Source organism: Novosphingobium arvoryzae (assembly GCF_014652615.1).
Lineage (GTDB): Bacteria > Pseudomonadota > Alphaproteobacteria > Sphingomonadales > Sphingomonadaceae > Novosphingobium > Novosphingobium arvoryzae.
This window is the reverse complement of record NZ_BMZD01000002.1, coordinates 323,621-336,596: the sequence shown is the minus strand read 5'-3', so window position 1 is coordinate 336,596 and position 12,976 is coordinate 323,621. Positions and strand designations below refer to the sequence as shown.

Sequence of the window (12,976 nt, the reverse complement as noted above, 5' to 3'; positions counted from 1 at the left end):
CGAGCGGCAGATGCGGCCAAAAAACTTGCGGGCGCGCGTCCAATCGCTAATCCCGCGCTGATGAAGATCGCCCGCCTTGCCGACCTTGCCGATGCCGCGACTTGCCCCCGTCTGGTGGTCAAGGTCGGATCGTCGTTGCTGGTCGCGAAGGACGGTGTGCGGCGCGCCTGGCTGGAAGGGCTGGTTAGCGAAATCGCCGCCGCGAAGGCACGCGGACAGGATGTCATCGTGGTGTCGTCCGGTGCGATTGCGCTGGGGGCGCGGACGCTGGGGCTCGACAAGGGCGGGCGCGGCAGTCTGGCCGATGCGCAGGCCGCTGCCGCCGTGGGCCAGATCGCGCTGTCGGGGCTGTGGGCCGAGCTGCTCGGCCAGCATGGGCTGACCGCCGCGCAATTGCTGCTGACGCTGGACGATCTGGAGGATCGCCGCCGCTACCTCAACGCCACCGCCACGCTGACCCGGCTGCTCGATGCAGGCGCGGTGCCGGTGATCAACGAGAATGACAGCGTCGCCACGCAGGAAATCCGCTTTGGCGATAACGACCGGTTGGCCGCGCGGGTGGCGCAGGCCGCGCGGGCCAGCGCCGTGCTGCTGCTGTCCGACGTTGACGGGCTGTTCGATCGCAACCCGGCTGAGCCCGGCGCCAGGCTGCTACCCGAAGTGCGCGGGGTGACGGCGGAAATTCACGCGATGGCCACCGGGGGTTCCTCGTCCGGCATGGGGTCGGGCGGGATGACCTCGAAACTGCAGGCGGCGGAAATTGCCGAACTGGCGGGTATTGCGCTGGCCATTGCCAGCGGGCTGCACGACGCGCCGATCGCGCGGGCGACCGATCAGGGGATCGGGACGTTGTTCCTGCCCCGGCGGAAGGCTGGTGCGCGCAAGGCCTGGCTGGGCGGACGGTTGCGGCTGAAAGGCGCGGTCGTGGTCGATGCGGGAGCCGCGCGGGCGCTGGGCAAGGGCAGCAGCCTGCTCGCCGCCGGGATCGTGCGGACCGAGGGTGAATTCTCGCGCGGCGATGCGATTGCCATCCGGGGCGAGGACGGGACGACGCTGGCGCATGGCCTTAGCGAATATGACGCGGCGGAATGCGCGCGGCTGATGGGCACGCAATCGGCCGAGCAGGCGGACCTGCTGGGCTATGCCCCGCGCTCGGCGGTGGTCCACCGGGACCAGTTGGTCCTGCTGTGATGATTGCGGTTACCGGCGCGACCGGGTTTGTCGGACAGGCCTTGCTCGACCGCGCGGCGCGCGCCGGGGTAGAGGTGCGCGCGCTGACCCGCCGGCCCCAGGACCCGCGCCCCGGCGTCGACTGGATCAAGGGCGATCTGGATGCGCGCGCCGCGCTGACCCGGTTGGTTACGGGGGCCGAGGCGGTGATCCATGTGGCGGGTGTGGTCAACGCGCCAGACGCCGCCGGGTTCGAGCACGGCAACGTTGCGGGCACGCTCAACGTGATCGAGGCGGCGCTGGCGGCGGGTGTATCGCGCTTTGTCTGCGTGTCCTCGCTTTCGGCGCGCGAGCCGGACCTGTCCGCCTATGGCGCGTCCAAGGCGCGGGCGGAGCGGCTGGTCATGGCCAGCGGCATGGACTGGACGGTGGTGCGTCCGCCCGCGATCTATGGTCCGCGCGATACCGAGATGTTCGAGCTGTTCAAGCTCGCCCGCTGGGGGGTGCTGCCGGTCCCCCCGCGCGAGGGGCGCTCATCGCTGCTGCACGTCGATGATCTGGCGCGGCTGCTGCTGGCGCTGGTGCCGGGAGGCGAGGGCGTGTCGCACCGGGTGTTCGAACCCGATGACGGCAAGCCCGGCGGGTGGAGCCACTATGAGATGGCCCGCGCGATCGGCTGGGCGATGGGGCGCCGTCCATGGGTGGTGCACCTTTCGCGCCGCTCGCTGGAACGCGCCGCCCGTGCGGACCGGATGGTGCGCGGCGCCAGGGCCAAGCTGACGCTCGACCGGGTCGGCTACATGACCCATCCGGACTGGGTGGTGAGCGAGGGCGCCCAGCCGCCCCATGCCCTGTGGCGCCCGCAAGTGCCGACGCGTGACGGGCTCAAGGCGACTGCCCGCTGGTACCGCGACAACAAGTGGATATGATGTTGTCGGCGCGATTTTTGGCGTTAGGTTGCTGCCCATGATCCTGAACGACAACACCGACCGCTACAGCGCGATTTCGATCACGCTTCATTGGCTGATGCTGCTGGTGATGGCCGCAGCCTTCGCCACGATCGAGCTTCGCGTGAATTTCGAGCGTGGCAGCGACATTCGGGAAGGGCTGAAGCACTGGCACTTCATGCTGGGCCTGTCGGTGCTGGTGCTGGTCATCGTGCGGATCGCCGCCCGGATCATGACCGCCGGACCGCGCCCGATGGCCGAGCCGATGTGGCGCAAGGTGCTGGCCAAGGCGGTTCATCTGGCGCTCTACGCCCTGATGATCGGGATGCCGATTGCGGGCTGGGTGATCCTCAGCGCCGAGGGCGATCCGGTGCCGTTCTTCGGGCTGGAATTGCCGCCGCTGGTCAGTCCGGACAAGGACCTGGCCGAACGGATCGAAGAACTGCACGAGCTGGGCGGGACGATTGCCTATTGGCTGATCGGCTTTCACGCGCTTGCCGCGCTGTTCCATCATTACGTGCTGAAGGACGGTGTCCTGCTGCGGATGCGTCCCGGCCGGTAAGTTCCGGCCGTTCGCGTTAGAACGCCGGGTCGTAGCCGGGGGGCAACTCGCTCGCCGCGCCTTCGACGTGGATGCCGCATTCGGTCTTGTCCCAGCCCTTCCACCGGCCTGAACGCGGATCTTCGCCCGGCGCGACCTTGGTGGTGCAGGGCGAGCAGCCGATGGACGGATAACCCTGTTCCACCAGCGGATGCGCGGGCAGGCCAGTGGCCTTGAAATAGGCCTCGATCTGGTCGGCGCTCCAGTCCGCCAGCGGGTTCACTTTCAACCGCCCGGCGGCGTCCGTGGTGTCGATTTCGAACCGGGCGAGCCCCGCGCGGGTCTTGCTCTGGAACCCCTTGCGCCCGGTAAAGCTGGCATCGAACCCGGACAGCGCCTGTGCCAGTGGCAGCACCTTGCGGATTTCGCAGCAGCCATCGGGGTCATAGGACCAGCGCAGCCCGGTTTCGTCGCGCTTGGCCAGCACTTCGGCATCGGGTGTCAGGTTGATCAGGTTGGTGAGGCCGATCCGCGCCACCAGTTCATCGCGGTAGGCCAGGGTTTCGGCAAAGTGCTTGCCGGTATCGAGGAACAGCACCGGCACGTTCCTGTCCACGCTGGCGATCAGGTGGAGCAGGACCGCGCTTTCCGCGCCAAAGCTGGATACGGCGGCGATCCGCCCGGCCAGCCCTTCGCGCAGCAGCGCCGCCAGCATCTCGTGCGTGGCCACCCCGGCGAAGCGCACGTTGAGCGCGTCCGCCTGCGCCGCGGTAAAGCGCGGCGCGGTGTCCAGCATGTCGATGCGGCGGGCGGCTTCAGCCATGCCGCTTGGCCCAGATCGGCGCGCGGCCATCGGTGGTGGGCTGATAGACGTCTGCATAGCGGCCAAAGGCGGCCTCGGCGTCAGCCGGATCCAGCGCGACATCGGGCGCGAAGGCATCGAACCCGCAGCGACGCATGAACGCGATCTGGTCGACCAGCACGTCTCCCACGGCGCGCAGTTCGCCGGTGTAGCCGGCCTCGCGCAGGATCCGGGCCGACGAATAGCCACGCCCGTCGCCGAATACGGGGAAGTTCACTTCGACCAGCCTGATCCGGTCGAGGTGCGGCAAGAGGTCGCGCGCGTCGTCACCCGGCTCCAGCCGGACGGCGGCGGCATTGGTCTGCTCGCCAAAGGCATCGACGGTGACGCCGGGATCGGCCACCGGTTCGTCATCACGAAAGCGGAACTGGACTTCAGCCATAAATCGCCTCCTTGAACGGGGCCATGCCAAGACGGCGGTAGGTATCGAGGAAGCGTTCCCCGTCCTGCTTGTTCGACAGGTAGAAATCGGTCGCGCGTTGCACCGCGTCGACGATCCCGTCTTCGTCAAAGCCGGGGCCGGTGATCTGGCCGAGCGAGGTATCCGCCCCTTCGCAGCCACCCAGCAGCAGCTGGTAGTTTTCGGTGCCCTTGCGGTCGACCCCCAGGATGCCGATGTGCCCGGCATGGTGGTGGCCGCAGGCGTTGATGCAGCCGGAAATCTTCAGCTTCAGCTCACCGATTTCCTGTTCGCGGCCCTGGAAGCGCTGCGAGATCTTCTGCGCGATCGGGATCGAGCGGGCATTGGCGAGGCTGCAATAATCCAGCCCCGGACAGGCGATGATATCACCGATCTGGTCGAGGTTCGGGGTCGACAGCCCGTTGGCGTCCAGCACCTGCCACAGCGCATACAGGTCCGCCTTGCGCACGTGCGGCAGGACGATGTTCTGGGCATGGGTGACGCGCAGTTCATCGAAGCTGTAGCGGGTGGCAAGGTCTGCCATCACGCGGATCTGCTCGCCCGTGGCATCCCCCGGAATGCCGCCAACCGGCTTCAGGCTGATGGTGACGGCGATGTAACCCGGCTGCTTGTGGGGCAGGCAGTTGTTGTCCACCCACAGGGCGAAGTCCGGATCGCTGCGGTCCAGTACGTCGGGCGCGCCGACTTCGAACGCGGGATCGGCGAAGAAGCCCTTGATCCGCTCCAGCTCGGCCAGTGGCGGTTCGATGTTCTGGGTCAGCAGATGGGCGAATTCGGCTTCGACCTGACGGGTGTATTCATCCTTGCCGAGTTCGTGGACGAGGATCTTGATCCGCGCCTTGTACTTGTTGTCGCGGCGGCCGTGGCGATTGTAGACGCGCAGGCAGGCCTCGGCATAGGTGATCATCTGGTCGATCGGCACGAAGGCGTTGATGCACGGCGCGATCATCGGCGTGCGGCCCATGCCGCCGCCGACATAGAACGCCGCGCCGATTTCCCCGGCGGCATTGCGGACGATCTGGATGCCGATATCGTGCAGGCGCATCGCCGCGCGGTCGGTATCCGAAGCTATCACCGCCATCTTGAACTTGCGCGGCAGGAAGCTGAATTCCGGGTGGAACGTGCTCCACTGGCGGATCAGTTCGGCATAAGGGCGCGGATCGACCACTTCGTCCGCCGCCGCCCCGGCATACTGGTCCGAGGTGGTGTTGCGGATGCAGTTGCCGCTGGTCTGGATGGCGTGCATCTCGACCGAGGCCAGATCGGCCAGAATGTCGGGCGCGTCTTCCAGCTTGATCCAGTTGTACTGGATGTTCTGGCGGGTGGTGAAGTGGCCATAGCCGCGGTCATACTTGTCCGCGATGTCGCCCAGCATCCGCATCTGCGCGCCCGACAGCGTGCCATAGGGCACAGCGACGCGCAGCATGTAGGCGTGGAGCTGCAGGTACAGGCCGTTCATCAGCCGCAGCGGCTTGAACTGGTCCTCGGTGATATGGCCCGCCAGCCGGCGGCGCACCTGATCGCGGAATTCCTCGACGCGGGCATCGACCATCGCCTGGTCGTAAGTGTCGTACTGATACATCAGATCACCCAGTTGCCGGCATCGGGATCGGCCGGTTTCAGTGTCAGGTCGGGGCGCACGGTGGGGCCGAGCGCGCGGATGCGCTCCTTGATGTGCGCAGGGCGCACGCCCTGTTCATCGCGGGTCGCGTCGATGGCGTAGGCCGCGTTGACCCGGCGCGCCGCGCTTTCGCGGGCCAGGATCGTTTCGGCGTGGTCGCCCACGTCAACCGCGTCCTCTACGTGCAGCGACCATTGCACGCCGTCCCACCAGGTGACGGCGCCGGTTTTCAGGTCATTACCGGTCAGGATCTTCAAGACAGCACCTCCAGCGCCAGAGCGCGCAAATTATCGACCTGCGGCTGCGCGGCGACTTCGCCGATCACGATTACCGCCGGGCTTTTCACATTCCTTGTTGCCACCAGATCCGGCAGGCCCGCGATCGGCGCGCGCAGCACGCGCATTTGCGGGCGGGTGGCGTTTTCGATCACGGCCACGGGCATGGCGGGCGACAGGCCATCAGCCATCAGCTTTTCGGCAATCGCCTCTGCCGTGGCGACGCCCATGTAGATTACCAGCGTGCGGCCGACGCCGGCCAGACCGGCCCAGTTCTGGTCCGACAGCCCCTTGCACTGGCCCGCGACGAAGCTGACGACCGATGCGCTGTCACGATGGGTCAGCGGCAGGCAGGCCGCCGCCGCGCCGCCAATGGCCGCGCTGATGCCGGGGACGATCTCCACCGTCACGCCCGCTGCGTGGCAGGCTTCGGCTTCTTCACCGCCGCGTCCGAAAATGAACGGATCGCCGCCCTTCAGGCGGACAACATCGGTTCCGGCCAGCGCCTCGCGCACCAGCAGGGCGTTGATCTCGTCCTGCGGCATGGTGTGGCGCGAACGCTGCTTGGCGACCGAGATCAGCCGCGCGGTGGGGCGGGCCAGCGCCAGAATGGCGGGATCGACCAGCCCGTCGTGGACGATCAGCCTGGCCTGCATGATCAGGCGCGCCGCGCGCAGGGTCAGCAGATCGGGATCGCCGGGACCGGCGCCGACCAGCCAGACTTTGCCGGCGGGATTGGGGGCAGCATTGCTCATCCCCCTGCAATGGATTGAGTCACCGAGTCCCGCCAGCCAGTTTGCCTATGCGGGGGCTAAGCCGAACTATCAGGCCGGGTTGCGCCAGGCACCCAGCGCCTGCGCCAGATCCGCTTGCAGGTCGTCCGCCGCTTCCAGCCCGATCGACAGGCGCACGCCGAACCGGTCGGACGCGTCCATGCCGGGCAGCGGCCAGGCGGTGGCGGTGCGGATGCCGGCGGGGTCGAGCGGAGTGATCAGGCTTTCGAACCCGCCCCAGCTGTAACCGATCCCGAACAGCGCCAGCGCATCGATGAAGCGATCGCGCGCCGCGCCGTCGCCGCCCTTGAACACAAAGCTGAACAGCCCGCAGCCGCCCGAAAAGTCGCGCGCCCACAGGTTATGGCCCGGCGATCCGGGCAGCATCGGGCAGAGCACGCGGGCAACCTCCGGCTGTGCCTCAAGCCACTGCGCCAGCGCCAGCGCAGTGGCCGTTTCCTGCGCCAGCCGCAGGCCCATCGTGCGCAGGCCGCGCAGCGCCAGCGCGGCGTCGTCGGGCGAGACGACCTGTCCCAGCAATTGCGCGGTGCGGCGCAGTTTGGCGTAATAGCGCTCGCCCGCCGCCGCGCTGCCCAGCATCAGGTCGCTATGGCCGCCAACGTGCTTGGTCAGGCTCATCACGGTAATGTCCGCGCCGCGTTCCAGCGCGGGGAAGCCGAGCGGCCCGGCCCAGGTGTTGTCCAGCACCACCGCTAGCCCGTGTTCGCGGGCAATCGCGGACAGGGCGGGAACGTCCTGCACTTCCATCGTCAGGCTGCCGGGGCTTTCTAGCAGCACGGCTTTGGTCTTTTCGCAGATCGCGGCCTTGAAGGCATCCGGGTCCTGTGGATCGAACCAGCGGGTTTCGATCCCGAAATCTTTCAGCAGCGCCCGGCCGATATTGCGGGTCGGCTCATAGGCGTTGTCGGTCATCAGCAGGACGTCGCCGGGGCGCAGCACTGCCAGCAGCGCGCCCGCCAATGCGGCGACGCCGGAGGGGTAGAGCATTGTCCCCGCCGCGCCCGGTTCCAGCGCGGTCAGGGCATCGGCGAGCGCCCACTGCGTCGGCGCGCCGCGCCGCCCGTAATAGAAGTGGCCGTCCGCGTTCGGCTTGCCGGCGTTGAGCGCAGCGACATCAGGGTAGAGGTGGGTGCTGGCGCGCCACACGGCGGGGTTGACCACCGATCCGGGCTGGCCGGGAATGCCGGTCCACTCTGCCCGCCGCCCGCTGGTGACCAGCCGGGTCGCGGGTTTCAGGTGCCCGCCGCCACCTTCACCGTCATCGCCGCCGCCGGCCACCGATCAGGCTGCCGTTGCCTTGGGGGTTTCGGGGTCGGCCCCCCATTCGGTCCAGCTGCCGTCGTAAAGCGCGGTGTCTTCCTTGCCCAGCAGGTGCAGCGCGAACAGCAGCACGCACGCGGTTACGCCGCTGCCGCAGCTGGTGACGACGGGTTTGGACAAGTCCACCCCGGCTGCCTCGAACGCGGCTTTCAACTCGGCCTTGGGCTTGAACGTGCCATCCGCGTTGTAGAGCGTGGTGTAGGGGACATTCGCCGATCCGGGGATATGGCCGCAGGCGATGTTGGGGCGGGGATCAGGCTCCGCGCCCGACCAGCGCGCCGCGCCGCGCGCGTCGATCACCTGTTCGGCCCGCGTTTCCAGATTGGCCAGCACATCGGCCTTGGCGCGGACCTGCTTGTCATCGCGCCAGACGGTGAAGTGGCGGTGGCGCAGCGTTTCGCGGCCCGTGGCCAGCGGGCGCCCTTCGGCCTTCCACTTGGCCAGACCGCCATCGAGGATCGCCACATCGTGCGCGCCGAACATCTTGAGCATGAACCACGCGCGGGCCGAGGTTTTCACCGCGCTGTCATCATAAAGCACGATCCGGCTGCCATCGCCCAGACCCAGCGATTGCATCCGGCTGGCGAACTTTTCCGCCGGGGGCAGGGTGTTTTCCACCGGGGCGTTGGTGTCCACCAGATCGCCCAGATCCATGAAGACCGCCCCGGGGATGTGACCGGCCTCGTACTCGGCCAGCCCATCGCGATTCGCGCCGGGCAGGTGCTTTGAACAATCGACGATCCGCAGATCGCTGGCGCCCATTTCATTGGCCAGCCACTCGGTCGAAACCAGGCTATCCATGTTCTTCGTGTCCTCCTCGACTGCGACAGATCGCGGCGTTTTGCCGTCATGTTCTGGCGTTGCCGCGCTCCTCAACGCTGCAACTGCGAAGAAGGTAGCCGTGCCCGCGCGCGGCGTCGAGGGGGCAATGTGCGGCGGGGCGAGTTATTGGCGCGATCAGTTGACCGCGCGCTGGCCGATCCGGGAATAGGTGCGCGGTCCAAGGTCCAGCCGGAACGGGCGCAGCGCCGCGCCGGGCTGCTCCGGCAGTTCGCCGATCACGAAAGTCTGCGCGGCGGTCAGCGGAATGTCGCCGGTTGCCGCCGCTTCGACCCGGAACCGGGCGAGCGGCACGAAATAGGCCGCATCCCCGGCGCGAATCGGGGTGATCGCGGCCAGCGGCAGGCGGATGTCGCCGGTAAACTCCGCGCTTTCACCGGGGGCGAGCGCGACGTGGGCATGGCGCAGCTCCAGCCGCTGCGCCGCGTTGGCGATCTGTTGTTCCGGCGGCAGCGAGGCGTGGGCCGAAATCATGTCGCCCTCGATCGCCAGCGCGGAGAGCGGAATGGCGGCGTTGTTGGTGATGCGCACCGCGTACGTCAGGGTGGTGGCCATCAGCGAGGCATTGAGCCGCTTGGCCTCCAGCGCGATCTCCAGCATGGGTGGAGGCGCGGCGAACGCGGGTTCGGGCAAGGGGGCTGCGTCCGGCTCGGCAGCGGGCGCAGCGGGCGAAGCGAGAGGGCGATCCACCACCGGCGGTTCGAAATCGACCGCTGCGGCGCTGTCCTTGGCCCGGCGGCGCCACCAGAACAGCAGGCCGCCCAGCGCGGCGAGCACGGCGGCCAGGGCTGCGGCCCAGGGGAGCCAGTCCACCGGCGCACCTGGCATCGGCGCCGCAGCCGTAGGCGCGGTGGACGGCGCGGGGGTCAACTCGGCCGGCAAGGCAGGCAGCGCTGCACCGGCTGGGGCATCGCTGGTCGGCAGCGTCAGCGGCGTGCCGGTCGGCGTTGGGGTGGCCTGCGCTGGCGTGGCCGGGCCGGGGGCCGGGCGCGGGGCGGGCGAGGCGGTCCGCGCCGGGGCAGTCGCCGCAGGGGTGGCGCGGGTGCTCGGCGTGGGGGTCGGTGTAGCGGCGGGCGCGGGGTTGGCCGTCGCGGCTGCGGCCGGGCGCGGGGTCATCACCACCGGATTGTCGGGATCGACCGGGCCGGGCGCGCGCGTGGTCGGCGTGGCCGTGGGGGCAGGCAGGCGGTATTCCTCGACCGATTGTGCCGCCGCTGCGAGCGGCAGCCCTGCGAGCGCCACGCCGCCGATGATTCCCCCGAAAATACGCATTATTCCGTCCTGAATGTCACACCTGCGCATCGCGCTTTGCGGCCTGAATAGGGAGTGAACCCATACGGGCCAACCGCTCACTTGTGTCTGCCGCGCGATCGGGGCATGGCGCGTGGCATGACAGACACACATCGCCCCAAGTTCCTGGGCCAGAACAGCGCGCTGCCGACCTCTCCCGAAGCGGCGGTGCTGGACTATGTGCCCAACCCCCGCGCCGGATCGCTGTTCATGGTGCGCTTTGCCGCGCCGGAATTCACCAGCCTGTGCCCGGTTACCGGCCAGCCCGATTTCGCGCACCTCGTGATCGATTATGCCCCCGGCGAAACCATCGTCGAATCGAAAAGCCTGAAGCTGTTCCTGGGCAGTTTCCGCAACCACGCGGGCTTTCACGAGGACGTGACGGTGGGCATCGGCCAGCGCCTGTTCACCGAAATGCAGCCCCGCTGGCTGCGCATCGGCGGCTACTGGTATCCGCGCGGCGGCATTCCCATCGACGTGTTCTGGCAGAGCGGCCCGGTGCCGGAGGGCCTGTGGGTGCCCGATCAGGGCGTGCAGGGCTATCGCGGGCGGGGGTAAAACCCGACCTTTCCAACAGCCGTCACCCCGGACCATGTCCAGGGTGACAGTAGAGGATGATTCCTACCGCGTCCCCAGCCCGCGCGCGATGATCCCGCGCAGGATTTCGCGCGTGCCGCCGCGCAGCGACCAGCTTGGCGCGTTGTGGACGATGTTGGCCAGCACCGATGCATATGCCGATGCCGCGCGCGGATCGGGTTCGCAGTCGATCAACTCGCGGGCGATATCCGGCAGGCCCTGTTCGAACAGCGCGCCGATATCCTTGACGATCGAGGCCTGCAGCCCCGCGTCCTGGTGGTTCTGCAGCATCCCCGCGACCGAGCGCGACAGGCGGCGCAGCACGGCGAGGCGCGCGGTGACGCGGCCCACGGTGATCTGCGCGGCGTCGCTCTGGCGGGTTTTCAGCACTTCGATCAGTTGCACCAGCAGTTCGATGGATGACAGGAACCGTTCCGGGCCGGAGCGTTCGAACGCCAGTTCGCTCATCACCTGATCCCAGCCCTGGCCTTCTTCGCCCAGCAGCATGGATGCGGGGACCACCGCGTCCTCGAAATGCATTTCGTTGAAGTGGTGCTGTCCGGCCAGATCGATGATCGGGCGGATGGTGAGGCCGGGGGTGTTTTTCAGGTCGACCAGCAGCTGGCTGGTGCCCTTGTGCCGGTCGGCGGGCGTGCCGCTGGTGCGGCAGAACAGGATCACATAGTCCGCCTCGTGCGCGAAGCTGGTCCAGACCTTGGTGCCGGTGACGCGGTAGACGTCGCCATCGCGCACGGCTTTGGTGCGGGTGGCGGCCAGATCGGAACCGGAATCCGGCTCGCTCATCCCGATCCCGAACGACAGTTCGCCCTTGGCGATGCGCGGCAGGATCAGCTGCTTCTGTTCTTCGGTGCCGAACTTGATGATCGACGGGCCGCTCTGCCGGTCGGCAATCCAGTGCGCGCCGACGGGCGCCCCCGCGGCCAGGCATTCCTCGACCACCACGGCGCGTTCGAACGCGGTGCGTTCATGCCCGCCATACTGCTTGGGCCAGGTCATGCCGAGGTATCCGGCCTGACCCATCGCGCGGCTGAACGCGCGGTCATAGCCATACCAGTTGTCACTGCGCTGGCGCGGGCTGCGGTCCTTCAGCTGCTCGGCCAGAAAGGCGCGGAATTCAGCGCGCAGGGCGACGACGGCATCGCTGTCAGCCGGCGGGGCGGGAAAGGGGATCGCGCTCATAGTTCAGTCACCATCGGCCAGAATCCGGGCCCGCCCGCGTCGAGCGCGGCCTGCCCCAGCAGTTTCGCCCACATCACCTGCCCGCCGAATTCATCGCGCCAGGCCCACAGGGCGGTCGTGTAAAGGTGCAGGCGGTGTTCGCGGGTGAACCCGATCGCGCCGTGCATCTGCGTGGCGATGCTGGCCCCCGCCGTGGCTGCCTCGCGCGCGCGGAGCGATCCGGCGGCCACGCCCAGCACATCGCCCCGGTCCAGCGCTTCGCCCGCCAGATCGGCGGCGGCGGTTGCGCAGGCCAGTTCACCGGCCAGCTTGGCCAGCTCGTGCTGCACCACCTGATTTTTCTGGAGCGGCTTGCCGAACTGCACGCGGGTGGCGGTGTGCGACAGCGTCAGGTCCAGCGCGGCTTCGAGCGCGCCGGCAATCTGATAGGCGCGCACGGTCGCGCCCCCGGCCAGCGGGCAATAGGGCAGCGGCGCGGAGGCATCGACCGTCCAGTCGATCCGGATCGTCGGGCGCGGGTGGAAGTTGAGCGACAGGCCAGCTTCGGCAATCGTCCAAGCCGAACGCGGCACGCGGTAGAGCGTATCGCCCACGGCCACGGCCAGGCAATCGAGCTGTTCGGCCCAGGCAACGCGCTCCACCGTGCCGGTCAGGCGTCCGCCTGCCACCGCCAGATCATCGGCGCGGGCCAGCGTGGCGGGGCCTTCCGCCAATGGCAGGCCAGCAGCGGCGAGCAGGCGGTTCGCGGCCATCGTTTCGGCGACCGGCAGCGGCACGGCATGCAGGCCCAGCAGGCGCAGCGCTTCGCCCGTCTCTGCCAGGCTCAGGCCGAACCCGCCCTGTTCCTCGGTCAGCAGGGCGAGGGGGAGGCCCATTTCCTCGACTTCGGCCCAGACATCGGCCAGCCACTGGCCATCGCGTGCGCGGGCCTGCGCGGCGTCGTCAACCGACCGCTCGAACAGGCGCTGGATCATGTCTGCAAGCATCGTGGCCCGCCGCTCCCTTACCATGTTGTGGTGCCGGCTACAGGATTCGAACCCGTGGCCCCCTGATTACAAATCAGGTGCTCTACCAACTGAGCTAAGCCGGCTATCTGGACCTTGGGCCAGAGTGGTTTGT

14 protein-coding genes and 1 tRNA gene are annotated in these 12,976 nt (G+C 68.3%); 4 read left to right on the top strand and 11 right to left on the bottom strand.

The genetic code is table 11. The features are described from left to right. Positions 1-60: 60 nt before the first annotated feature. The 3 genes from proB to IE113_RS04910 are packed head-to-tail and all read left to right on the top strand — an operon-like array spanning position 61 to position 2,679. Positions 61-1,191 carry a glutamate 5-kinase gene (proB, locus tag IE113_RS04920; RefSeq protein ID WP_189539304.1) on the top strand — a complete coding sequence of 377 codons (1,131 nt, stop codon included), beginning with the start codon at positions 61-63 and terminating at the stop codon, positions 1,189-1,191. Then, the gene (locus IE113_RS04915; protein WP_189539303.1) at positions 1,191-2,099 is read left to right on the top strand and encodes an NAD-dependent epimerase/dehydratase family protein; all 909 of its coding nucleotides are present in this window, start codon (positions 1,191-1,193) and stop codon (positions 2,097-2,099) included. The genes proB and IE113_RS04915 overlap by 1 nt, the downstream gene beginning before the upstream one ends. Positions 2,100-2,136: 37 nt before the next feature. After that, the gene (locus IE113_RS04910) at positions 2,137-2,679 is read left to right on the top strand and encodes a cytochrome b (protein ID WP_189539302.1); all 543 of its coding nucleotides are present in this window, start codon (positions 2,137-2,139) and stop codon (positions 2,677-2,679) included. Positions 2,680-2,695: 16 nt separating this feature from the next. Here IE113_RS04910 and IE113_RS04905 read toward each other — a convergent pair whose 3' ends face one another. The 8 genes from IE113_RS04905 to IE113_RS04870 form a co-directional block, all read right to left on the bottom strand. Further along, positions 2,696-3,481, bottom strand: a complete 786-nt coding sequence (locus IE113_RS04905; protein WP_189539301.1) for a phosphoadenylyl-sulfate reductase — start codon at positions 3,479-3,481, stop codon at positions 2,696-2,698. Then, entirely contained in the window at positions 3,474-3,902 is a 429-nt protein-coding gene (locus tag IE113_RS04900; RefSeq protein WP_189539300.1) for a DUF934 domain-containing protein, read from the bottom strand. The genes IE113_RS04905 and IE113_RS04900 overlap by 8 nt, the downstream gene beginning before the upstream one ends. Further along, entirely contained in the window at positions 3,895-5,523 is a 1,629-nt protein-coding gene (locus IE113_RS04895; protein WP_189539299.1) for a nitrite/sulfite reductase, read from the bottom strand. The genes IE113_RS04900 and IE113_RS04895 overlap by 8 nt, the downstream gene beginning before the upstream one ends. After that, complete coding sequence (locus IE113_RS04890; RefSeq protein WP_189539298.1) at positions 5,523-5,819, bottom strand: DUF2849 domain-containing protein; 297 nt, start codon at positions 5,817-5,819, stop codon at positions 5,523-5,525. The genes IE113_RS04895 and IE113_RS04890 overlap by 1 nt, the downstream gene beginning before the upstream one ends. Beyond that, the gene (cobA, locus tag IE113_RS04885) at positions 5,816-6,592 is read right to left on the bottom strand and encodes a uroporphyrinogen-III C-methyltransferase (RefSeq protein WP_189539297.1); all 777 of its coding nucleotides are present in this window, start codon (positions 6,590-6,592) and stop codon (positions 5,816-5,818) included. The genes IE113_RS04890 and cobA overlap by 4 nt, the downstream gene beginning before the upstream one ends. 69 nt (positions 6,593-6,661) lie before the next feature. After that, positions 6,662-7,909 (bottom strand): cystathionine beta-lyase, encoded by a 1,248-nt coding sequence (metC, locus tag IE113_RS04880; protein ID WP_189539296.1) that lies wholly within the window; start codon positions 7,907-7,909, stop codon positions 6,662-6,664. Between the two features lie 3 nt (positions 7,910-7,912). Then, complete coding sequence (gene sseA, locus IE113_RS04875; RefSeq protein ID WP_189539295.1) at positions 7,913-8,752, bottom strand: 3-mercaptopyruvate sulfurtransferase; 840 nt, start codon at positions 8,750-8,752, stop codon at positions 7,913-7,915. A gap of 156 nt (positions 8,753-8,908) precedes the next feature. Further along, positions 8,909-10,063, bottom strand: coding sequence for a hypothetical protein (locus IE113_RS04870; protein ID WP_189539294.1), 1,155 nt, complete (start codon positions 10,061-10,063; stop codon positions 8,909-8,911). Between the two features lie 117 nt (positions 10,064-10,180). On the opposite strand from IE113_RS04870, the gene queF reads away from it, so the two are divergent. Continuing rightward, on the top strand, positions 10,181-10,639 hold the full coding sequence (gene queF, locus IE113_RS04865) for a preQ(1) synthase (protein ID WP_189539293.1): 459 nt from the start codon (positions 10,181-10,183) through the stop codon (positions 10,637-10,639). A 63-nt stretch (positions 10,640-10,702) separates the two neighbouring features. Here queF and IE113_RS04860 read toward each other — a convergent pair whose 3' ends face one another. From IE113_RS04860 to IE113_RS04850, 3 genes are all read right to left on the bottom strand, one after another. Further along, positions 10,703-11,857 (bottom strand): acyl-CoA dehydrogenase family protein, encoded by a 1,155-nt coding sequence (locus IE113_RS04860; RefSeq protein ID WP_189539292.1) that lies wholly within the window; start codon positions 11,855-11,857, stop codon positions 10,703-10,705. Continuing rightward, positions 11,854-12,843: an acyl-CoA dehydrogenase family protein gene (locus IE113_RS04855; protein WP_189539291.1), complete on the bottom strand. Its 990-nt coding sequence runs from the start codon at positions 12,841-12,843 to the stop codon at positions 11,854-11,856. The genes IE113_RS04860 and IE113_RS04855 overlap by 4 nt, the downstream gene beginning before the upstream one ends. 28 nt (positions 12,844-12,871) lie before the next feature. Next, positions 12,872-12,947, bottom strand: a tRNA-Thr gene (locus IE113_RS04850). Between the last annotated feature and the right edge of the window lie 29 nt (positions 12,948-12,976).

Excerpts from the sequence above, each read along its gene's own strand:
- IE113_RS04915 (WP_189539303.1), top strand. The coding sequence starts at position 1,191 with ATGATTGCGGTTACCGGCGCGACCGGGTTTGTCGGACAGGCCTTGCTC.
- IE113_RS04860 (WP_189539292.1), bottom strand. The coding sequence starts at position 11,857 with ATGAGCGCGATCCCCTTTCCCGCCCCGCCGGCTGACAGCGATGCCGTC.
- IE113_RS04910 (WP_189539302.1), top strand. The coding sequence starts at position 2,137 with ATGATCCTGAACGACAACACCGACCGCTACAGCGCGATTTCGATCACG.
- cobA (WP_189539297.1), bottom strand. The coding sequence starts at position 6,592 with ATGAGCAATGCTGCCCCCAATCCCGCCGGCAAAGTCTGGCTGGTCGGC.
- IE113_RS04870 (WP_189539294.1), bottom strand. The coding sequence starts at position 10,063 with ATGCGTATTTTCGGGGGAATCATCGGCGGCGTGGCGCTCGCAGGGCTG.
- proB (WP_189539304.1), top strand. The coding sequence starts at position 61 with ATGAAGATCGCCCGCCTTGCCGACCTTGCCGATGCCGCGACTTGCCCC.
- sseA (WP_189539295.1), bottom strand. The coding sequence starts at position 8,752 with ATGGATAGCCTGGTTTCGACCGAGTGGCTGGCCAATGAAATGGGCGCC.
- IE113_RS04895 (WP_189539299.1), bottom strand. The coding sequence starts at position 5,523 with ATGTATCAGTACGACACTTACGACCAGGCGATGGTCGATGCCCGCGTC.
- queF (WP_189539293.1), top strand. The coding sequence starts at position 10,181 with ATGACAGACACACATCGCCCCAAGTTCCTGGGCCAGAACAGCGCGCTG.
- IE113_RS04855 (WP_189539291.1), bottom strand. The coding sequence starts at position 12,843 with ATGCTTGCAGACATGATCCAGCGCCTGTTCGAGCGGTCGGTTGACGAC.
- IE113_RS04900 (WP_189539300.1), bottom strand. The coding sequence starts at position 3,902 with ATGGCTGAAGTCCAGTTCCGCTTTCGTGATGACGAACCGGTGGCCGAT.
- IE113_RS04905 (WP_189539301.1), bottom strand. The coding sequence starts at position 3,481 with ATGGCTGAAGCCGCCCGCCGCATCGACATGCTGGACACCGCGCCGCGC.